Origin of the sequence: Sphingobium sp. DN12 (assembly GCF_051058005.1) — a bacterium.
GTDB classification, from domain to species: Bacteria; Pseudomonadota; Alphaproteobacteria; order Sphingomonadales; family Sphingomonadaceae; genus Sphingobium; species Sphingobium yanoikuyae.
Genome location: NZ_CP173717.1, coordinates 2411818 through 2432595, shown reverse-complemented (window position 1 = coordinate 2432595; position 20778 = coordinate 2411818). Strand labels below are relative to the sequence as shown.

The 20778-nt window shown below is 64.6% G+C and carries 18 protein-coding genes and 1 pseudogene; 6 read left to right on the top strand and 13 right to left on the bottom strand.

Translation table 11 applies throughout. From position 1 onward, the window contains the following. Nucleotides 1-3: 3 nt before the first annotated feature. Both cyoB and cyoA read right to left on the bottom strand, forming a co-directional pair. Nucleotides 4-2004 (bottom strand): cytochrome o ubiquinol oxidase subunit I, encoded by a 2001-nt coding sequence (cyoB, locus tag ACI6S0_RS11490; protein WP_004207841.1) that lies wholly within the window; start codon nucleotides 2002-2004, stop codon nucleotides 4-6. A 5-nt stretch (nucleotides 2005-2009) separates the two neighbouring features. After that, the gene (cyoA, locus tag ACI6S0_RS11485) at nucleotides 2010-3125 is read right to left on the bottom strand and encodes a ubiquinol oxidase subunit II (RefSeq protein WP_434405879.1); all 1116 of its coding nucleotides are present in this window, start codon (nucleotides 3123-3125) and stop codon (nucleotides 2010-2012) included. Between the two features lie 187 nt (nucleotides 3126-3312). On the opposite strand from cyoA, the gene ACI6S0_RS11480 reads away from it, so the two are divergent. Continuing rightward, the gene (locus ACI6S0_RS11480) at nucleotides 3313-4644 is read left to right on the top strand and encodes an MFS transporter (RefSeq protein WP_004207839.1); all 1332 of its coding nucleotides are present in this window, start codon (nucleotides 3313-3315) and stop codon (nucleotides 4642-4644) included. 49 nt (nucleotides 4645-4693) lie between these two features. Here the strand turns inward: ACI6S0_RS11480 and ACI6S0_RS11475 are convergent, their stop codons facing one another. From ACI6S0_RS11475 to ACI6S0_RS11460, 4 genes are all read right to left on the bottom strand, one after another. Beyond that, nucleotides 4694-5557, bottom strand: a complete 864-nt coding sequence (locus ACI6S0_RS11475; RefSeq protein WP_434405878.1) for a glycosyltransferase — start codon at nucleotides 5555-5557, stop codon at nucleotides 4694-4696. 7 nt (nucleotides 5558-5564) lie between these two features. Then, the gene (locus ACI6S0_RS11470) at nucleotides 5565-6836 is read right to left on the bottom strand and encodes an ammonium transporter (protein ID WP_434405877.1); all 1272 of its coding nucleotides are present in this window, start codon (nucleotides 6834-6836) and stop codon (nucleotides 5565-5567) included. Nucleotides 6837-6941: 105 nt separating this feature from the next. Next, nucleotides 6942-7673, bottom strand: coding sequence for a GIN domain-containing protein (locus ACI6S0_RS11465; RefSeq protein ID WP_434405876.1), 732 nt, complete (start codon nucleotides 7671-7673; stop codon nucleotides 6942-6944). Continuing rightward, nucleotides 7625-8419 carry a head GIN domain-containing protein gene (locus ACI6S0_RS11460; RefSeq protein ID WP_434405875.1) on the bottom strand — a complete coding sequence of 265 codons (795 nt, stop codon included), beginning with the start codon at nucleotides 8417-8419 and terminating at the stop codon, nucleotides 7625-7627. Before ACI6S0_RS11460 ends, ACI6S0_RS11465 begins: the two co-directional genes overlap by 49 nt. 108 nt (nucleotides 8420-8527) lie before the next feature. Between ACI6S0_RS11460 and ACI6S0_RS11455 the strand changes: the two genes are divergently transcribed. Beyond that, entirely contained in the window at nucleotides 8528-10126 is a 1599-nt protein-coding gene (locus ACI6S0_RS11455) for a M28 family metallopeptidase (RefSeq protein WP_434405874.1), read from the top strand. A 691-nt stretch (nucleotides 10127-10817) separates the two neighbouring features. Here the strand turns inward: ACI6S0_RS11455 and ACI6S0_RS11450 are convergent. Continuing rightward, entirely contained in the window at nucleotides 10818-11342 is a 525-nt protein-coding gene (locus tag ACI6S0_RS11450; RefSeq protein ID WP_434405873.1) for a tetratricopeptide repeat protein, read from the bottom strand. Nucleotides 11343-11500: 158 nt separating this feature from the next. Then, nucleotides 11501-12427 carry a hypothetical protein gene (locus ACI6S0_RS11445; protein ID WP_434405872.1) on the bottom strand — a complete coding sequence of 309 codons (927 nt, stop codon included), beginning with the start codon at nucleotides 12425-12427 and terminating at the stop codon, nucleotides 11501-11503. 563 nt (nucleotides 12428-12990) lie between these two features. Here ACI6S0_RS11445 and ACI6S0_RS11440 point away from each other — a divergent pair. Further along, nucleotides 12991-13215: a hypothetical protein gene (locus tag ACI6S0_RS11440; RefSeq protein WP_004207829.1), complete on the top strand. Its 225-nt coding sequence runs from the start codon at nucleotides 12991-12993 to the stop codon at nucleotides 13213-13215. Nucleotides 13216-13331: 116 nt separating this feature from the next. On the opposite strand, the gene ACI6S0_RS11435 is transcribed toward ACI6S0_RS11440, so the two are convergent. Then, nucleotides 13332-15131: an FAD-dependent oxidoreductase gene (locus ACI6S0_RS11435; protein WP_254792240.1), complete on the bottom strand. Its 1800-nt coding sequence runs from the start codon at nucleotides 15129-15131 to the stop codon at nucleotides 13332-13334. A gap of 181 nt (nucleotides 15132-15312) precedes the next feature. Between ACI6S0_RS11435 and ACI6S0_RS11430 the strand changes: the two genes are divergently transcribed. After that, nucleotides 15313-15954, top strand: coding sequence for a glutathione S-transferase family protein (locus tag ACI6S0_RS11430; protein ID WP_434405871.1), 642 nt, complete (start codon nucleotides 15313-15315; stop codon nucleotides 15952-15954). Nucleotides 15955-16408: 454 nt separating this feature from the next. Next, nucleotides 16409-16954: a hypothetical protein gene (locus ACI6S0_RS11425; RefSeq protein WP_434405870.1), complete on the top strand. Its 546-nt coding sequence runs from the start codon at nucleotides 16409-16411 to the stop codon at nucleotides 16952-16954. Between the two features lie 72 nt (nucleotides 16955-17026). On the opposite strand, the gene ACI6S0_RS11420 is transcribed toward ACI6S0_RS11425, so the two are convergent. From ACI6S0_RS11420 to ACI6S0_RS11405, 4 genes and pseudogenes are all read right to left on the bottom strand, one after another. Next, entirely contained in the window at nucleotides 17027-17218 is a 192-nt protein-coding gene (locus tag ACI6S0_RS11420) for a hypothetical protein (RefSeq protein ID WP_434405869.1), read from the bottom strand. Between the two features lie 289 nt (nucleotides 17219-17507). Further along, nucleotides 17508-18512 (bottom strand): annotated as a pseudogene (locus ACI6S0_RS11415) (IS30 family transposase). Nucleotides 18513-18803: 291 nt separating this feature from the next. Then, entirely contained in the window at nucleotides 18804-19136 is a 333-nt protein-coding gene (locus tag ACI6S0_RS11410) for a hypothetical protein (RefSeq protein ID WP_434405868.1), read from the bottom strand. 89 nt (nucleotides 19137-19225) lie between these two features. Beyond that, complete coding sequence (locus ACI6S0_RS11405) at nucleotides 19226-19783, bottom strand: hypothetical protein (RefSeq protein ID WP_434405867.1); 558 nt, start codon at nucleotides 19781-19783, stop codon at nucleotides 19226-19228. A 260-nt stretch (nucleotides 19784-20043) separates the two neighbouring features. Between ACI6S0_RS11405 and ACI6S0_RS11400 the strand changes: the two genes are divergently transcribed. After that, on the top strand, nucleotides 20044-20676 hold the full coding sequence (locus tag ACI6S0_RS11400) for an NAD(P)H-dependent oxidoreductase (RefSeq protein WP_004207819.1): 633 nt from the start codon (nucleotides 20044-20046) through the stop codon (nucleotides 20674-20676). Nucleotides 20677-20778: the final 102 nt, after the last annotated feature.

The following is a 20778-nucleotide window of genomic DNA, read 5'->3' as shown; positions in this document are numbered from 1 at the left end:
CAGTCAGACTCCAGCGGCGAGGATTCGCGTGCGCTCTTCCTCGGTGCGCGTCACATCCTCGACAGGGATGTAGAAGTCGCGCTTGTAGTTGAAGGTGTGGCCGATGGCGACCGCGACGATGCCGATGAAGCTGAGGCCCGCGAGCCACCAGATGTACCAGATCAGCGCGAAGCCGCAGAGCGTCGACAGGGCGGCAAGGATGACGCCGGCGCCGGTGCTGCTGGGCATGTGGATCGCCTGATAGCCGGTCAGCGGACGCTGATAGCCATTCTTCTTCATGTCCGCCCAGCTGTCGGCGTCATAGACGACCGGCGTGAAGGCGAAATTATACTCCGGCGGCGGCGAGCTGGTCGCCCACTCCAGGGTACGGCCATCCCACGGATCGCCTTCGACCTTCAGTTCGTCGCGCTTCCAGATGGAGATGGCGAACTGAAGCAGCATCGCGCCGATGCCGGCCGCGACGATGGCGGCGCCGATCGCGGCGATGACGAAGTAGATCTGCAGCGACGGATCGTCGAACACGCGCATGCGGCGGGTCACGCCCATCAGGCCCATGATGTACAGCGGGGTGAAGGCGAGCCAGAAGCCGACCTGCCAGCACCAGAAGCTGACCTTGCCCCAGAACACGTTCAGCTTGAAGCCGAAGGCCTTGGGCCACCAGTAGTTGATCGCCGCGAACAGGCCGAACAGCACGCCGCCGATGATCACGTTATGGAAGTGCGCGATCAGGAACAGCGAGTTGTGCAGCACGAAGTCCGCCGGCGGAACGGCGAGCAGGACGCCGGTCATGCCGCCGACCGTGAAGGTCAGCATGAAGGCGACGGTCCACATCATCGGCAGCTCGAAACGGATCTTGCCGCGATACATGGTGAAGAGCCAGTTGAAGAGCTTCGCACCCGTCGGGATCGAGATGATCATCGTCGTGATGCCGAAGAAGCTGTTGACGCTGGCGCCCGAGCCCATGGTGAAGAAGTGGTGCAGCCACACGAGGTAGGAGAGCACCATGATGCAGCAGGTCGCGTAGACCATCGAGGTGTAGCCGAACAGGCGCTTGCCCGAGAAGGTCGAGGTGACTTCCGAGAAGACGCCGAACAGCGGCAGGATGAGGATGTAGACTTCCGGGTGACCCCAGATCCAGATCAGGTTCACGTACATCATCGGGTTGCCGCCGAAGTCGTTCGTGAAGAAGTTGGTGCCGGCATAGCGGTCGAGCGACAGCAGGACCAAAGTGGCGGTCAGGATCGGGAAGGAAGCGACGATCAGGATGTTCGCGCAGAGCGAGGTCCAGGTGAACACCGGCATCTTCATGAGGGACATGCCCGGCGCGCGCATCTTCACGATGGTCGCGATCAGGTTGATGCCCGACAAGGTCGTGCCGACGCCTGCCACCTGCAGGGCCCAGATATAATAGTCGACACCCGTGGCCGGGCTGTAGTCGATCCCCGAAAGCGGCGGATAGGCGAGCCAGCCGGTCTGGGCGAATTCGCCCAGGAACAGCGAGGCCATCACCAGCACCGCGCCGCCCGTGGTCATCCAGAACGAGAAATTGTTCAGGAAGGGGAAGCTGACGTCGCGGGCGCCGATCTGCAGCGGGACGATATAGTTCATCAAACCGGTGATGAACGGCATCGCCACGAAGAAGATCATGATCACGCCGTGGGCCGTGAACACCTGGTCATAGTGATGGGCGTTGAGGTAGCCCTCGGACCCGTTGAAGGCGAGCGCCTGCTGGAGGCGCATCATGACGGCGTCGGCAAAGCCGCGCAGGAACATGATGAGGCCGAGCACCATGTACATGATGCCGATCTTCTTGTGGTCCACGCTGGTGAACCATTCCTTCCAGAGATAGCCCCAGAGCTTGAAATAGGTCAGCGCCGCAACGACGGCCGCGCCGCCCAGCACCACCGCGCAGAATGTCGCGACGACGATGGGTTCATGCCATGGGAACGCGTCCCATGTCAGACGACCGAAGATCATCTGTGCTGTTGTGAGTGTACCGGTCATGTCTCTTACCGATGCTGCGCGTGCGCGTCAGCGCCGCTGTGAGAGGAGTGATCGGCCGAGGCCTTTTCGGCACCGGGCGCATCGGGGGCGGTTTCCTTGCCCTCGTTGCGATCGGTCTGGTCGATCACATGGCTGTTGGGGAAGTCGTACTGGAGGCCTTCGGTCTCCTTGGCCGACTCCTTGCCCGCGCCGCCCATCTGGTTGATGTGCATCAACTCGCCCATGCAACGCTGGCCGGGCTTGGGGCAGAGATTGACGACCGCGTCGAACAGCTTGGCATCGGCGGTCGAGAAATAGGCGACGGGCGCCTTTTCGCTGGGCTTGGCCAGGTTCAGATAGACATTGCGGTCGAGCGACGCATTGCTGGCCTTCACCTTGGCGACCCAGGCGTCGAAGCCGGCCTGGTCCAGCGCCTTGTAGCCGAAGCGCATGTGGGTGAAGCCCGCGCCCGAATAGTTGGCGGAGAAGCCGGTGCCGGTGACCGGCTTGTTGGCGACGGCGTGCAGCTGCGTCTTCATGCCGGGCATCGCGTAGATCTGGCCGGCGAGTTCAGGGATGTAGAAGCTGTTCATCACGGTCGAGGCAGTGATGTCGAAACGGACCGGAACATTGGTCGGCAGCGCCATTTCATTGACGGTGGCGATACCCTGTTCAGGATAGATGAAGAGCCATTTCCAGTCGAGCGCCACGACCTGGACGACCAGCGGCTTGACCTTGGGGTCGATCGCGGTCTGCGCGTCGATGCGGTCGAGCGGACGATAGGGGTCCAGCTTGTGGGTGCTCACCCAGGTCAGCGCGCCCAGGCAGATGATGATGAGGAGCGGGGCCGACCAGATCAGCAGCTCCAGCTTGGTGGAATGATCCCAGTCGGGGTCATATTCCTTTTCGACCGCCTTGTTCGCGGCGCGGTAACGCCAGGCGAAATAGACGACCAGTGCCATGACGGGGATGACAATGAGGAGCATCAGCGCGGTCGAGATCAGGATCAGATCGCGCTGCTGCACCGCAATGTCGCCCGACGGGTTCATCACGACCCAGTTGCAGCCCGCCAGCGGCGCCGCAAGGATCGCGGAGGACCAGCGCAGAAGCCGGCTCCAGTTGGGTGAGAGAGGGTGTGACATGGCGCGCGGTTACCGATTCCGCACGCCATGCGATAGTGGGCAATTTGTCCAATTATGTGCGGACGCAAAAAATGTTTCACATGTGGGATACTGCTTAGACTCTGTGGGTTTTCTGTTATGTTGCCATTCTCTGGCCGTCGGGAGACCCAAAACAGGCACCGTCGGCCCAGCCAGGGAGCGGATGCCTATGACTTCACAGGCCATTGCCTTCACCTCCAGTTCGCTTGAGGATGATGCGCGCAAAATCAATGCACGCGACCACAGCATTGCACCGGGAGACATCTCCATTGGTGTGATCATTGGCCGCACCTCCGAATTTTTCGACTTCTTCGTTTACGCCATTGCTTCGGTTATCGTTTTTCCGAACCTGGTCTTTCCCTATGTCGATGCCCTGACGGGCACGCTCTATTCCTTCGCGATCTTCGCCGTCGCCTTCATCACGCGTCCGATCGGGTCGCTGATCTTCATGGCGATCGACCGGCGCTATGGCCGCGGGACCAAATTGACGGCGGCCCTGTTCCTGCTGGGCGGGTCGACCGCGGCGATCGCCTTTATGCCCGGTTATGCGACGATTGGCCACTATGCCGCTGTCGTTCTGGTGATCCTGCGCGCGGCGCAGGGCATTGCGCTGGGCGGGACATGGGATGGCCTGGCGTCGCTGCTGTCGCTCAACGCGCCGCCGCACCAGCGTGGCTGGTATGCGATGGTGCCGCAGCTCGGCGCGCCGCTGGCGCTGCTGGTGGCGAGCGGTCTGTTCGCCTTCTTCCTGCTGACGCTGTCGGAAGCGGACTTCCTCGACTGGGGCTGGCGCTATCCCTTCTTCGTCGCCTTCGCGATCAACGTCGTGGCGCTGTTCGCCCGGCTGCGCATCGTGGTGACGCATGAATTCGAGCGTTTGTTCGAGCAGAAGGATCTGGTGCCGTCGCAGGTGCTGCCGACGGTCAAGGCGGAAGGGCGCAACATCATCATCGGTGCGTTCGCGCCGCTGGCGAGCTTTGCCCTGTTCCACATGGTCACGGTGTTCCCGCTGAGCTGGGTGGTGCTGTTCACCGATCAGCCGATCGATCGCTTCCTGGTGATCGAGATGATCGGCGCGTCGGTCGGCCTGCTGGCGATCGTGGTGTCGGGCTTCATCGCCGACCAGATTGGTCGTCGCTCGCTGCTCGGCTGGTCGGCTCTGGGCATCGCGATCTTCGCGGTGGTGGCGCCGCTGCTGCTCAATGGCGGGGATCTGGGCGAGGTTGCCTTCATGATCCTGGGCTTCATGCTGCTGGGTCTGGCGTTCGGCCAGTCGTCGGGCGTGGTCGCCTCCAACTTTGCGACCGAGGCGCGCTATACCAGTTCGGCGCTGACGTCGGATCTGGCCTGGCTGGTCGGTGCCGGCTTCGCGCCGCTGCTGGCGCTGCTGCTGTCGGTGAAGTTCGGCCTGGCCGCGTCGGGCATCTACCTGCTGTCGGGCGCGATTGCGACGATGGTGGCGCTCTACGTCAACAAGGAACTGGCGGCGCGGGATCGCTGATCCCGGCCGACGGCCTTGGTAAAACGGAAAGCGTGATCGGCCCGGCCGGTCACGCTTTTTTTGTGGCGGCGACCCGTGCCTTCATCCGGGCGAGGCCCTTGCGGTCGAACCAGCCGATCGGGCCGGGGCGGGGGCGCCAGCGCGGCAGCCAGTCGGGATAGAGGCTGACCAGTTCGCGCGGCAGGCCGGCGGGGCCGACCTGGCTCATGATGTCGGAGACGATGCGGTTCTGATAATAGCGGACCGAATAGTTGATCAGCCGTTTGTAATGCATCCGCCAGGTCAGCGGCCGGGTGAGGCCGACCGGTTCGCAGGCGAAGCCCGCACCCTCGCACGCCAATACCCGCTCCAGCTGCCAGTCGGCATCGCTTGCCAGATCGGTATGCGCCCAGGAGGCGACCAGCCCGTCATCGCCGACCAGATCGTCGGGCAGGCGCAGGCCGCTCGCGCGGATGGCGGCGACGAAGCGGCCGGACAGGGCATAGAGATCGCCGAAGATGCCGCGCTCGATCCGCAGGTTGCGGCGATAGGTTTCCACTTCGCGGCCGTTGACCGGCATGCCGGCGGCGGCGTTGGCCTGGGGATGGGCGGCAAGGTCTGCCACCAGCGCGTCGATCGATCCGGGCGCGATCTGGGCATCGCCGTCGAGGAAGATGACGGCATCCTCCGTGCCGGTGAGCAGGTGATGGACGAAATGGTTCCAGGTGCGCGACTTGCCGCCGGCGGCGATGTCATGGACGATCACATGGGCGCGGCCGGCGGCGGCGGCGCGGGCACGCGCCACGGTGCGGTCGGTGGTGCCGTTCACCAGCACATGGAAGATCGTGTCCGGGCGGTCGAGCGGCAGCGAGCCGAGGCAGCCGGCGATCCGGCGTTCCTCCTGATGGGCGAAGATGGCGACGGCGACGGCCATGGCGGGATCAGCGGAAGTCCCAGCCCTGCTGGCCATGCTCGACGGCGTCCGGGCCATCGGCTTCGGCCTGGGGCGTGGCGCGCAGCGGGACCAGGATCGAGACGATCAGCGCGGCGATGGCGGTGCCGACCAGCGCCCACAGCGCAATCACGACCAGGCCGATCGCCTGGGCGAGCAGGCTGGCGGTGGCGGTGATGCCGGCGTCGAACCCGACCCCGCCGAGCAGCGGCAGCACGAACAAAGGCAGCAGCAGCGCGCCCGTCGCGCCGCCCAGGCCATGGACGGCGAAGATATGGGCGGGATCGTCGATCCAGGCGCTGACGAAACCGGCGCCGATGCGGGCGATGATCGCGGCGGCAAGGCCGATCAGCATCGCCCCGCCGGTGCCGACCAGGGCGGCCGAGGCGGAAATGGCGGCGAGGCCGGCAATGGCGCCGGACAGCAGGCCGGTGGCGCTGGCATGGGCGCCGAGCAGCCGGTCGACCAGTGCCCAGCCGAGGCTGGCGGCGCAGGCGGCGAAGAAGAGGTTGAGGATGGCGGTGGCGGCATCGTCGGTGGCGCCCAGCGCCCAGCCGCCGACCGCACCGGCATAGCCGACCCAGAAGAGCGCACCGCCGGCGATGGCGAGGATATGGGCATGGCCGCCACCCTGGGCATCGCGGGGGCGCCCGGCGACGAGGGCCAGGGCAAGGGCGGAGAAGCCGGCGAGGGCATGGACGACCAGGCCGCCGGCAAAGTCCATCGCGCCAAGCTGCGCCAGCCAGCCGCCGCCCCACATCCAGTGGACGATCGGGGCGAAGACCAGCAGCAGCCAGAGCGGCGCGAAGGCGGCGACCCAGCCAAGACGGGCGCGGCCGGCGATCGCGCCGACGGCGATGGCGCCGGCCAGCACGGCAAAGCCCATCTGGAACAGGACGAAGGCGGATTCGGGCACGGTCAGGCCGTCGCGCAGCGGGGCGAGATTGGCGAGCAGCAGATTGCTGCCGCCGCCCAGCCATTCGCTGCCCGGCGCATAGGCAAGGCTGTAGCCGGCAAGGCCCCAGCCGAGCAGGATCGTCGCGCCAGCGACCAGCGTCTGGGCCATGGCGGCAAGCCCGTGGCGGACATTGGCGAGCCCTGCATGACGCAGCATCAGGCCCGGCAGCGCGGCGAGCAGCAGCAACAGGGCGCAGGCGATCATCCAGCCGGTGTCGCCGCTGTCGGGCGCCGCCACCTGGGCCGCGGCCGGCTGGGCCAGCAACAGGGCGGCAAGGACGGGCAGGGCAAGGGCTGGGCGCATGGAGGACGGTCCGGTTGGGGTCAGGTCGCCCTGACTAGCGCGGGCAGGGTAAAGACTTCCATAAGCATGGCAATGTTCCGGCAGGTTGATCCGCCGCCGCGCCGGTCAGAAGCCCTCGGTGCCGCACTGGATGCGGCCGGTGCCTTGATTTTCGACGGTGCAGATCGGCCGGCCGGCGACGCTGACATCGCCCGATCCGGTCGAGCGGATGCTGACCGGGCCGTTGGCGGTGAGGGCGACATTGCCCGAGCCGTCGTTGAGGATCGCGGCCTGGCGCGCGACCAGATGGTCGGCGACGATCGCGCCGGGGCCGCTGATGCGCAGATTGGCGACGCCGGCGGTGCCGGCGAGCGTGGTGCGGCCACCGCCGGCGAGCGTGACCTGAAGATTGTCGAGCTGGAGCGAGGCGACGCTGACATCGCCATTGCCGCCCTGAACGATCTCGCCAGTGAGCCCCTTCATCGCGCTGACCGCGACGGCGCCGCCGCCGGTCAGGACGACGCGGTTCACTTCGCCGGTGGAGAGGCGGATGGTGGCGGGGCCAAGACCCTTTTCGCCCGGTTCGGGCCGCTCCATCGAGATGATGGCGAGCCGGCCCGAGACATCGACGCGCAGCCGGTCGAGCGCGCGCTGGTCCCCCTCCGCCCGTGCCGAGACGCCGGTGCCGGTGGTGATGATGACCGTGACCGGGGCGTCGACGCGGATCTGGTCGAAGCTGGTGATGGTATAGCCGCGGGTGGCGGCGCCGGCGGGGGAAGCCCCGACCAGTGCCGCCGCCGCTGCCAGCATCAGGGGCCGCAATGCGCCTCGCCCGGACCCATAGTGTTCGTCGTGCATTGCGCCTTGCCCTTCACCTTGACGTCGCCGGTGCCCATGATCTTGATAGCGACCGGACCGTCGGAGGCAAAGTCCATGTCGCCGGTGCCCATGATATCGGCTTCGGCGCGGCCGAGCTTCAGCCCGGCGGCGTCGATGTCGCCGGTGCCGGTGATCGACAATTCGCCCTGATCGGCGGTGCCGGCGAGGGTGATGCTGCCCGATCCGGTGATTTCCGCCTTGAGGCTGCCAAGCTTCACCTGGCCGATGTCGAGGTCACCCGAACCGGTGAGCGACAGGGCGAGTTCGGTCCCTTCCGCCTTGTCGAGGGTGAAGTCGCCCGAGCCGGTGACGTCGATCGCGCGGATCGCGGGCAGGGTGACATGGATCGTTGCGCCCTTGCCGCCGTCGACCTTGTTCCACATGCCTTCGGACTTGCGGCCGATCTGGAGCGTGTCGGCCTTCACCCGGATGTCGAGCAGGGCGACGGACTTGGGATCGCCATCGGCGGTGACCGAGAATTTGGGGCCGATGGTGACGACGACATTGTCAGGTCCGGTCACGTCGATGCGGCTGAACTGGCTGAGCTTTGCCCAGTCCTGCGGGGTGCTGGCGGCGGCCGGGGATTCGCCGTTGCCGCCGCCGGACTGATGATCGTTGCCGCGCGAGCAGGCGCTGGTGGCAAGACCGACGGCGAGCAGGGTGGCGAGGGTCAGGTGACGGGACAGGTGATGGGACAGGGGCAGGCGCGGCATCATTATCTCCATGCTGTATTATCTTTACAATACACTCTTGCCGTGGCGGTTCCAAGCCCCCTTGTTCGTCGGGCAGGATAAGGCATGATATCTGCAGGATAAAAGAAGGGTATTCCACCGATGCGCAAGCTGTTTTCCGCTCTGCCGCTGGTCGCGATGATGGGAGCGGCGGCCAGCGCCGCGCCGGCTGAGGATGATCTGGCGGCGCGCGGCGCGACATGGTGGCGCCATGTCCAGATATTGGCGGCGGACGACATGCAGGGGCGCGGCACCGGCACGCCGGGCTATGACAAGGCGGCCGACTATGTGATCGGCCAGTTTCAGGCATTGGGGCTGAAACCCGCCGGGGTCGAGGGCTACAAGCAGCCGATTGCCTTCGTCGAGCAGACGGTGCTGTCGGGCGAGAGCAGGGCGAGCCTGGTCGGCGCGCGTGGCGAGACGGCGCTGGCAGTGCCGGGCGACATCATCTTTTCCGGCAGCGGCGGCCCGGTGCCCGGCGCGATCGACGCGCCGATGGTGTTTGCCGGCTATGGCCTGCATCTGCCCGAAGTGGGCCATGACGATTTTGCCGGGCTGGACCTGAAAGGCAAGATCGTGGTGGTCGTTTCGGGCGGGCCGGCGGAGATCAGCGGCGCGCTCAAATCCCATGCCCGATCGGAACGGGGCCACTGGCTGGCGGCGCAGGGGGCGGTCGGCATGATCAGCCTGGTGACGCCGGGGCAGGTCGAGATCCCCTGGGACCGGCGCAAGGCGCTGGCGAGCGCGCCGGCGGTCTATTATGAGGATGTGGCGATGCGCGACACGCAGACGCCCTTCCTCAATGCCCAGTTCGATCCGGCTCGGTCGGCCGACCTGTTCGCCGGCACCGGCCAGGATTTCGCCGCGATCGCGGCGGCGGCCGATGCGTCGAAGCCGGTCGCCAGCTTCCCGCTGACGCTGCGGCTCAAGGCCGCGGTCGCGGCCAAACGGGTGGCCTTGTCCTCGCCCAATCTGGTGGCGGTGATGCCGGGCAGCGACCCCAAGCTGGCCAAGGACTATGTCGTGCTGTCGGCGCATCTGGACGGCTATGGCGTCGGCACGCCGATCAAGGGCGACGCCATCTATAATGGCGCGCTGGACAATGCGTCGGGCGTCGCCAGCCTGATCGAGATCGCCAAGGCGTTGAAGGCAGGCAAGGTGAAGCCGAAACGATCCATCCTGTTCACCATCGTCACCGGCGAGGAAAAGGGCCTGCTGGGATCGCGCTATTTCGCGCGGCGGCCGACCGTGCCGAGCAAGAGCATCGTCGCCGACCTCAATTTCGACATGGCGCTGCCGATCTTCAAGCTGACCAGCGTGACCCCGGTCGGCTATGACCAGAGCAGCCTGGGTCAGGATGCGGCAGCGGTGAGCGAGGCGATGGGCCTGCCGATCACGCCTGATCCCTTCCCCGACCGCAACGTCTTCATCCGGTCCGACCAATATGCCTTCATCCGCGAGGGGATACCGGCGCTGTTCTTCAAATATGGCTTCAAGGCCGGGACGCCGGAAGCGACGGTGGAGAAGGCGTGGCGCGCGAACATCTATCATTCGCCCTTCGACGACGCGAACCAGCCGGTGATGCCGGCCGAGACGGCGAAGCTGAACGATTATGTGACCGCGGTGACGCTGCGGGTCGCCAATGCGGACACGCGGCCGAGCTGGAACAGCGACAGCTTCTTCAAGCGGTTCGTGAAATAGGCGGTTCGTGAAATAGGGCGCAGGGCGAGCGGCGGAGAACGATTATGAACCAGACCAGGCGCGTGCTGACCGGATGCGGGCTGGTGCTGGGGGCGGCGGGCTTTTTCCTGCTGGGCCTAGGGCCAATCGACATTCAGCCCTGACGGCCTGCAAATGGCGGCCTTCCGCGCTTCCGGTGCTCACGTACTTTAAGTACGCTGCGTTGAAACGAGGCACGTGACTCGTTTCAAGGGTCACGGAAAACCACCATTTTCGTCACGTCATCATCTGAATGTCGACCGGCCCTAGGGGTGTCGCAGCGCGCGGCGCATCGGCAGGAGGCGGCGCCTTCTGCCATGTCGTCGGGCGGGCTGCATCGGCGCCATCGGGCAGGCGGATATTCTCTCCCTCGATCGCGGGAGACCCCTATGTCCTGCAGCAATGGAAGGAGGCCGTCGAGAAGATGGAGCGGCGCTGTCGCGAGGCGGGGGAATTTTGCGCCGAAGCCAAGGCTGCTAGGGAACAGATGGACGAAATAAGATAATCGATTGGTTATGGGTTTGACTTTGCCAGTGGCGCAAGGCCGTGGCCTGTTTCCCCGTTATGATGGCCCAAGCGAATCGCGGCAGGGCAGCGGAAATTCCAATTCGCCATCCATGGAGGCGCCCTAGTCACGACTGGCCCGGCAGGGAATGGTTGCCGGGCCTGCTGGTCAGCCTAGCGCCTTGGTCACGACACCAATGGCCTGATCGATGGCCTGCGCCCGATCGCAGTTGGCGGCGCATTTCCCCTTCTGATATTCCAGCTTCTGGAGCAGGTCGCGCGCTGCATCGGGATTGCCGAGGCGGATTTCGGCCAGCGCCAGGCCCGACATGGCGCCGGGATGGCCGCTGCGCCCATGGGGCAATGCCCGTTCGAAATAGCGCCGTGCGCCTTCGGGATTGTTGAGCGCCAGCGCCGTCACCCCTTTCAGGAAGCGCGCCTCAAGATCGTTCGATCCGCTCATGATCCTGTCCAGCGCCTTGTCGGCCTGGGCATAAAGGCCTTGCTGCATCAAATGGCGGACCTGGCCATATTGCGGCGATCGAAAATCCCCATAGACGCCCGAATCGACGTTGTAGAGATTGTCCCAGCTGGGACGGAGCCCTTCGTAAGAGCGGGCCTGATCGGGCGACTGGGCTGTCGCCGGGACGGCGAGTACGGAAGCGATTACCGGTAGAAGAAACGCGAAACGCATCGGGGCACTCCTTCGCTAGACGAAAGGAGGTTATGGTGACAGCAGGGGTCTGTCAATTTTGGTTTCAATTCGGAACTGTTGCCGGCGATCCGGGCCAATTGTTCGATATCCGATGCCTTCTCCAGCCACATGGCTATCGGCTCGACACCGAGCCGCGCTCAGCGCCGGGGCCTGCAATCGCCGACGCGGGTGCCGGTGATCGACATGAGAAATTCTGCGTCGCCACCCATGGGGCTGCCCAGATCGCGGGCGGGCGCGCTGTTGACCTCGAACAGGCGGATGTTGCGTTTTATCTCGACACTGCGCGGGCCGATTGCGCCTTCCAGCTTGCCCTGCATCCGCACCCCCGGCCCGAGCCAGCAGCGCTGATTGCCGTGTATGGCGGCGCCGTCGCCGTCCAGTTTCCATTGCCGGCAATAGCTGGACGTGGCGGGGCCGGCGAAACTGTCGTCCAGCATGGTTTCGATCGTCGCGTCGATCGTGCCGTCGGGGATGCAGAGGTTCCAGGTGCGGATCGGCAGGGTGCGGGTGCTGAAATCGCGGATCACGGTCTGGTGCTGGCTGAACGCCCATTGGCCCGCGAGGATCGGGTTGGGGCGGCCGGTGACGACGATCGGCGGCCCCTTTGGCGGGGCGGGCGGTTGGTCTGGCGAGGTCGGGGACGGGGCGGCTGGAGGCGGGCCGGCCATTGCGGCGACGACGGCCGGCGCGGGCGGGGGCGCAGGCACCGGCACGACCTCATCCTCGAAACTGGCGATCTTGGCATTGATGCAGGCCTTGCCACCGGCCGGATCACTGACGCCTTCGCGCACGCAGGCGCTGAGTATCGCGCACATGATCCGGTCGATCCGGGCGTCGCCGCTGGAACGGGTGATGACGCATTGGCGCAGGTCGGTGCCGAACGCGGCATAATCGATCTTCACCCGGCGCATCTTGCGGGCGATGACGACGATCTCATCGTCGGCGGGGGAGGCGGCGGTCGGCGCGGGCGGATGGTCCTGCGACCGGGCCGGGATGGCGGCCAGCAGGGCGAGCGACAGGCCGCAGCGCAGCGAGAATGAGGGGAATGCCCAATGCCCTGCCATGAACCCTCCCGCCATGGGGCGTCACGCGTGCGCGCCCATGGCGAAGAATAGGCGAAAAGCCGGGGCGCGGCCAGAGGGGCCGGCATTGCGGCTGCTTCGCGAAGAGGGCGTGGCGAGGGGGCTGCGAACTGGGGGGGCGGCAGCTTTGGGTGGGAAGCGGACTGTCTGAAAATCCTCCCCAAGCTTGCTTGGGGAGGGGGACCGCTGAAGGCGGTGGAGGGGCAATAGCGTTGCGCTTGCGCCATTTCCCCTCCGTCAGCGCTTCGCGCTGCCACCTCCCCAAGCAAGCTTGGGGAGGAACTAGGTACGTCAGATTCTGGTCGAAACCTGCCAATCTCCATGGGGGTCATCCCGGATCAAGTGCGGGATGACGGGACGGCGAGGGCAGCTTTTCTGAGCGGTGATCGAATAAACCGATGGCAGTGCATGGCCGGAGCCTGTCCGGGGCGGGCATAATGTCCCATGGTCATCCCCCTGTTCCCGACATAGGAGGGGACGTTCGATTGCCGTCGCGGCGATCCTGAAGAACATGGTTTCTTGTTGGCCCGGATGTGTTCAAGATCATGGACTGGTTTCCTGTTGTTTTCATCCTGTTCAAGGTCGTCGTGCTGGGGGCGGGCATGTTCTTTGCCGTCCGATGGCATTATGAACAGGACAGGAAGGCGCAGAAGGGGGCGGTGCTGAGCGCGGTCGGCAAGATCAGTCTGGCCCTGCTGCTGGCGCTGGTGGGCCTCCTGTCCCTCACCTTCATGCTGGCGCGGATGCTGGGCATGGATATGGCCCTGTGATTTTGGCGCTGTGATTTTGGCGCCGTGATCGTGGCCCGCGTCGTGCGTGGCGCGTTCGGATCATCGTTGCGCTGACGGGCGGCCTGTGCCGGAGGGGCGCCTGTGCCGGAGGGGCGTCAGCCGCGCAGGCGGTCGAGGCGGTGCTTCAGCTTCCTCTGCAGCAATTCCCAGTTGGTCACGCCCTGGATCACGCCGCCATTGGCGACGATCATCTGTTGCAGCCGATAGGTGTCGACATCCTGGATATCGACCCGGTCGCGGTCGATCACGGCCAGGGCGGCGGCGGTGCCGGCCGCTTCGCCCAGTGCCATCGAGGTCGGTTCCATGCGGATGGTGGAGAAGGCCTGGTGGGTCGCCGCGACGCAGAAGGGCACCATGAGGTTGGTGCACTGGTCGCGATGCGGCACCATCAGTTCGAAGGGCAGCGGCGAGCGCTGATATTTGCCGCCGGCGGGCAGCATGAAATGGCCTTCGTTGACGATGCCCCATTGCCCCCGTTCGTCCCGGACCGCGATGCGGCTGGCGGCGTGGCTGTCCTGCCAGTAGGAGGCCATGGCGACGATCGAGGGGAGGCGCGGGGGCACGCCATCAATATCCGACACGTCCCGGCCCGACCAGGCAAGGCCATTGTCCAGCCGCCGCGCCTCGCGCACATAGAGCTGGGGCGACCAGCCGGGCGTGTCGGCGGGATGGCAATCGGTGTGGCGGCCACGCACCAGGCCCCAGTTGCGCACATCGCGTTGCAGCCCGGCGGGAATGCGGGGATCGCGGCCATGGGCCATGGCGTGGAACCAGCCGCGAATATAATTTTCATGCGCCTTCCATATGCGTTCGCGCGCATCATAATCGGCCGCCGGATAGGCACGGTTGAGGCCGACCGCGTCGAGCGACATGGTGCCGCGATTGTTGATGTCGTAGATGCCCGGCGCGACCTCGTCCGCCTTCACCAGATCGCGGGCGAAATGCCAGTCCCGGCCATAGAGCTGGCCAGCGCGCCGGCGCCGGTCGAAATCGCGGAACAGCAGTTCATAGTCGGCCTCGCGATAGCCATCGGGCGCGGTGGCGGGCAGGTCGAGCCGCAGTTCGGGCCGATCGGTCATGGTCAGGCGGAAGCAATAGGCCTGCACGCCATCGTCGGCGGCGCCGACCGGCCGGTTCGGCGCGGCATCGACCCCGGCGATCAGGCGGCCCGACGGCTGGTCGGCGAAAGGGTCGATCGGCAGGATATTGTCCTTTTGCGGCGGATCGGTCCGGGTCAGCAGCTCATAGCGTGACCCGCGATAGCCATTATAGGGATTGGCCCGGTCGGCGGCTTCGCGCCCGACCCTGGTGCTGATGCCGGCGCGGGCCATCAGGTCGCCCTCATAGGAGGCGTCGATGAAGATGCGGCCATGGGCGCGAACGCCCGAGCGGGTGATGATCTCGCGGATGGCGCGATCGGTCCGGTCGACGGTCTCGACCCCGTCCGACCAGAGGACCGGCACCCCGGCGGCATCGAGCAGGTCGCGGAAATAGGGGGCGGCAACGGCCGGGTCGAAGGCGTAGCGATTGCCCGGCATGCCGCCGGACGCCGCCAGCGTGGCCATGGTGGTGCGGGCATAGCCGCCGACTGCATCGATATCGCGTATGTCGGTCCAGCTGAGTCCGCCGGCCAGCATGCCGCCGGGCTGGATTTCGCGCCAGCCGCCGATCAGCACCGCCGAAGCGCCCAGATTGGCGGCGCTGACCGCGGCGATGACGCCGGCGGGGGTGGCGCCATAGACGACGACATCGGCATCGGCCCAGGCCTCCCCGGCGAGCGCGGTGCGGCGCGGATGGATGAGGGCGGCCGGCTTGCCGCTGGCCTGATGGCAGCTGACCAGGCCGGCTGCACCCGCTGCGCCCGCCATCGTCGCCAGAAACGCGCGTCTGTCCATGACCGCCCCCATCCCGGATTGCCCCTGCAAAGGCTTTCCGATTTGCGGGGGCGTGGAAATTCCGGTCGAACACCTAATGGATTGCGCGGTCAGGGCCGGGCAGGGCAGGAGTGGACAGTTGCAATATGCGACTGGTCTGGCAGGATCGGCGCTCCACCACCAGAAAAGCAGGAGTGGGTGCATGATCATCTATGGTGCGCGGCCGTCGCCCTTTGTGCGCAAGGTCATTGTCTTTGCAGCGGAAAAGGGGATCGCGGTCGAGGTGCGGCCGGCCGGGTTCGGCAAGGGCGGCGCAGAGTTCGAGCGGGCGTCGCCCTTTGGCAAGATCCCGGCCCTGGTCGATGGCGATTTCGCGATCAGCGATTCGACCGCGATCATAACCTATATGGATGCGCTGCATCCCGAGCCGAACCTGATCCCGACCGAACCCAAGGCGCGGGCGCGGACGATATGGTATGAGGAATTTGCCGACACCATCGCCCAGCCGGTGGGCGTCGACATCTTCTTCAACCGGGTGGTCGGCAAGCTGCTCGACATGCCGCATGATCCGGCCCGTGCCGACCGGGCAGAGGCGGAGAAGATGCCGGGCATCTATGATTATCTGGAGGCGGTTCTGCCCGAGAGCGGCTGGCTGGTGGAGGATCGCTTCACCCTGGCCGACATTGCCGTGGCCTGTCCGCTGATCAATGTCTGCTATTGCAGCAGCGGGTTGAAGGACGGCCGCTGGCCCAGGGTGAAGGCCTGGCTCGACGGGCTGCGGGCGCGGCCGAGCTTTGCCGCGGCGATGGCGCTGGAGGCGCGGATGCTGGGCAAGGCGGCATAACCCATATGGAACATTCTGCTTGACATCGTCACGCTGATCGGGCAGAGAAGAGGAAAGTCGATAATTGCGACTCGCCGGCGTCGGTCGGTGGTGGCGCGATGGGTCGGCTGGGCTGTGGAAGGCGGGGTTTTCGAGGGCGGCTTTGGGCTGGGTCTTCCAGGTCGGGATTGGCAGTCGGTCCTTGAGGGCTGGTGCTTGAAGACGCGGGGCTTTTGGGAAGCTGGCGCCGCGATGCGACGCTGACAGATATTGCTATCAGGTGAGGCGAAAGGGGCTGGTCCGGTTGGGCCGGCCCCTTTTGCGTTGGGCGAGCGCGCGGGTCTGAGGCTGAGGCTGTCGGGGCGGTGTGCGGGGAGCCGTCGAGCGGCGAGGCCGCGCGGGGCTTGCCGATGGCGGCGTGCGGCGCGTGGTCGCGCGGCGGCGCGATGGTTCGGGACAATCTGGGGAGGGGGCGATGGCGGCGCGAAAGGGAGCGGCCGGGCGGCCGGAGCGCGTGGCGCAGCGGCAGGCGGCGGGCGAGGGGGTGCGGACGCAATTGCGACAGGTGCGCAGGGATGGCTGGGCGCAGAAGGACCGCGCGCGCTTCCTGGCGGAGCTGGCCGAGACCTGCAATGTCAGCGAGGCGGCGCGGACCGTGGGGAAGAGCCGGCAGGCCGCCTATGGCCTGAAGCAGCGCGACGCGGAGTTCGCGCGCGACTGGGATGCGGCGATCGAGCAAGGCTATGGCGAGATCGAGGCGATGCTGATCCGGCTGGCGCTGCATGGCTGCGAGAGCGAGGAAATCATCGAGGATGGCGAGGGCGCGGTGAAGACCCGCAAGGTCAAGCGCGCGCCCAATCCGTCGCTCGGGCTGCAATTGCTGAAGCTGCATGCCGCCCAGGTCGCCGCGCGCCGGGCGGCGCGGGGCGATGCGACCGGACCGGGCAGCCCCGCAGCGATCGCCAGCGTCGAGCGGGTGCTGGCAGAGATACGCCGGCGCCGCGCGGCGGCGGGGACGTGAGGGGAAGGCGAGAAGGTCGCGCGACAATGCGCGAACGGCCGCGCCGATCGCCCGTGGATCGGGCGGCCGCGGTCAGCTGGCCGGCTCGTCCGCTGCCATTGGAAGTGTCGTCGGCGCGGCCGGTTGATCCATGAGCAGATGGTCGGGCGTGGGCGCCGGTGCGCGGCGATCATAGCGCTCGACCGTGTCCCAGACGTCATAGAGCGACCGCTGATCGGTGTCGGCAACCGCGCGATTGCGTGGCAAATCAAGACGATACTTCATATCAAGGCGCTTAGGTCATCGATGCGGCAGGTCGATGACATTAAGGTGAGCGGAGCGTTTTTGGCGATGAAGCGAGTGGTTGAGCGATGGTGGATTGCCGGGCGACAATCGTGCCGGGTGCATGGCGGCAAGGGATTGTTTCTTCCTGGAAGTGTAAGCCTGCTTCCGGTCGCTCCGCGCCGGGCAACTATCGGGAAGCCTGGCGCCATTTGATCCCGCGAGCGACGGTCATGGCTGGTAAGCGGATTGATCCTTGTCCGGTCACCCCAGCGAAGGCTGGGGTGTGGACTCACGTTTGAAGTGCAACATGTGACTGACATTGAGAGAATGCCTCGGCGGGCGTTTTGAAGTCGAGGCATTTCCTGGGCGTATGGTTATATTGGTGGGCGGCAGCGAGAATGCTTGCCTGATCGATGGCGTCGAGGTTGGTTTTGCGCGGCAGGAAGCGGCGCAGTCGCCCGATGGCATTTTCGATGCCACCTTTCTGTCAGGGTGACCTGACGTCGCAAAAATAGGTCTGGATGCCGATCCGGTCAGCCAGTTGGTGATGCTGGGCGAACTCTGGGCCATTGTCGAAGGTGATGGTGCGGCGCATGGCTTGGGGCATGGCCATGAGCATGCAGGCAAGATGCTGCGCTGTCGTCTGGGCCTTTCGATCACGGGGCCGCTGGATGATCGTGAACCGCGAACTGCACTCATGGGCGACCAGGATGGACTGGCCACATTGGGCAAAGAGCATGAAGTCGGCTTCCCAATGCCCTGGCCTTTGCCGGTCCTGAACCTCTGCAGGGCGCTCACTCAAAGGGCGCCGATGCTTGATGATATCGACCATGCTGCCACCGAAACGGCCAGGACGGCCGCGCTTGTGCTTGGCCCGCGGCAACAGGCGATGCCAGTAATCCTTCTGTGCAGAGCGGTGATAGATGAAGCGGTAGATTGACTCTGGACTGATGAGGGTGCGACCATTTTCCAGCGTCAACCGGCCGGCGATCTGTTTGGGAGACCATCCCATCGCAAGGCCGTCTCTCACCCGGTCGCGCAGGTCTGGTTGGCGTTCCAGCTTAAAGCGGCAATCCCATCGTCGTCGGCGCTCGGCGAGATGATGGGCGCGCACTGGCTCGTAGCCGCCAGGCCAGGCCTTCGTCCTGACGCTGTTGCGCCGCAGTTCGCGACTGATCGTGGACGCTGAACGCCCCAGACCCGTCGCTATACTTCTTCGAGATTTACCGGCTGCATGCAGCCGGTAAATCTCGATCCGCTCTTCAAGGCTGAGCTGGCCATAATCTTCTCCCATCGCGGCAACATCCTAACAGCTGTTGCACTTGTTCCGTGAACTCAGGGCGTTTCAGGCAGGCGGACGCCGCGTAAACAGATAGCGCGAGGCAGTTGGCCTCCTTCTGTCACCGCCTGAGACCCCAGCCTTCGCTGGGGTGACGGAGTTGGGTGGCTACTGCGCTCTTCGCGGCTTCGCGTGATTCATTATTCGCGCGGAGCCGCAAAGAGCGCAGAGGAGAAAGAAGCAAGGGCGGGAATGGGTGGGTTGCGGAATGTCCGGTTTTCGCAATTTTTCGTCGCTTTCGGACGTTCAATAACCGCCTGTTGCCTTTTCCTCGATCAAGCGACCGTTGCGATTATCGTAGCAAGCCAAGTAGGTGCCAGCAGGAGCCTTCGAATATGGGCGCAACTCAACGCATGTGCGATCAGACATCCGTATGACCACGGGCAATCTGGAAGCTTTATTGATGGCTTCCGAGCGGAATAGTTTTTGAGCGTCGTTCAGAGCGTTGCTCACGACAGGCTCATCGCCCGGCTGGATGGCAGTAGCATTCGCCAGTGGATAGAGCCTTGCCATTATCAATCCAGATGTAATGATCAGCGCGATCAACACCAAGGACACATAGCGGCTGTATTTTAGCATCGCGGCTTTATGACCACATGATCGACCTTCTGCAAATCTTCGATTCCCGTTTCCCTGCGCAACCGAGGATTATTTCTCTGTTTATCCTTTTAAAGCTTCTGGTCTGAAATTTTTTTCAGTAGAACTTTCGTGAATTTCAATGGGTAAATTCCGCCATTTGACGCTGAGAATATATTTCCATTTTCGTCTTTTGCGTATGTTATAACTTCTTCATTTTTCTGAAAATGGATGATAATATTATTTTTTGATATGGAATATTTCTCTTTTACCCGAAACTCGCCAAAATTGCTTTGATAGATATAGTCGTCCGTAAATATCTGCCCATCTAGAGGATCTTGCTTATCAGGCCTTGTCGCGCTGAATTGAATTGATCCGACGATCATCCTCTCAAGTTCGTCCTCGGTTAGCGCTCGTAACCGTACTTCATTGGCGCAAGGCAATCCTGATTGAGCGCAGGATGAAAGAAAAATCAGCCCGAGCAGAGGTAACAGTCTGCATGTGTGATTGTGCAGCGATTTCTCCAGCATAGTAGGGGTATTCTCCTTCCGCCGTTTTAGCCTTATCGCTTGATGTCCGCTATCAGGAATGCGTTGAAGCCTATCGACCGGCAAAAAATGGTCGAAACCAGCCAATCCCTCCGGCGTCATCCTGACGAATATTAGGATCCATTCCGCGCTATGCCCGAGCGCGAGCGCTGAATGGATCCCGGATCAAGCCTGTCCTGAGCCTGCCGAAGGGTCCGGGATGACGAAGAGGGAGGATAAGGGGGCTTGCCGGCTAAAGGCCATGGATGGGTGGGGCAATATTTGGTTTCAATGTGAGACCTTTATTCCTGGGGCGGTGGGCGCTACATCGGAGCGTCATGGGGCGGGCTTAGGCTGGCGCCGTTGCAATATAAGGATTTCTCATGCTGATCGACCGTCTGAACTGGCGTTATGCCACCAAGAAGATGAACCCGGATAAGGTGGTGGCCGAGGACAAGGTGGAGCGCATCCTGGAGGCGGTGCGGCTGGCGCCGACGTCGAGCGGGTTGCAGCAGTTCGAGGTGATCGTCGTCACCAACAAGGATATCCGCGCCAAGATCCGGGCGATCGCCTGGGACCAGGCGCAGGTGACCGACGCGTCGCATCTGGTCGTCTTTGCCGCCTGGGACAATTATACCGCCGACCGGATCAACGGCATGTTCGACCTGGTCAATGACGAGCGCGGTTTCCGCAACGAGGGCTGGGAAGCCTATCGCCAGATGCTGCTCAACACCTATCCGCAGCGCGACGCGCAGACCAATTTCGAGCATGCCGCGCGCCAGGCCTATGTCGGCCTGGGCATCGCGCTGACCGCCGCCGCCTTTGAAGAGGTGGACGCGACGCCGATGGAGGGCTTCGACCCGGCTGCGCTCGACGAGATACTGGATCTGCGGGCGCGCGGGCTGCGATCGGTGGTGATGATGCCGCTGGGCTATCGCGCGGACGAGGGCGACTGGCTGGTCAATCTGAAGAAGGTGCGCCGCCCGGCCGCCGACTTCATCTCGCGCATCGATTGATGGCGCCCGGATAGGGATTAACCGCAATAGGCGGCGATCCGTGACGGCCCCTATATGGGGCTGTGAACAAGGAGGATGGGCGCCGGAACAAGGCGCTCTCCT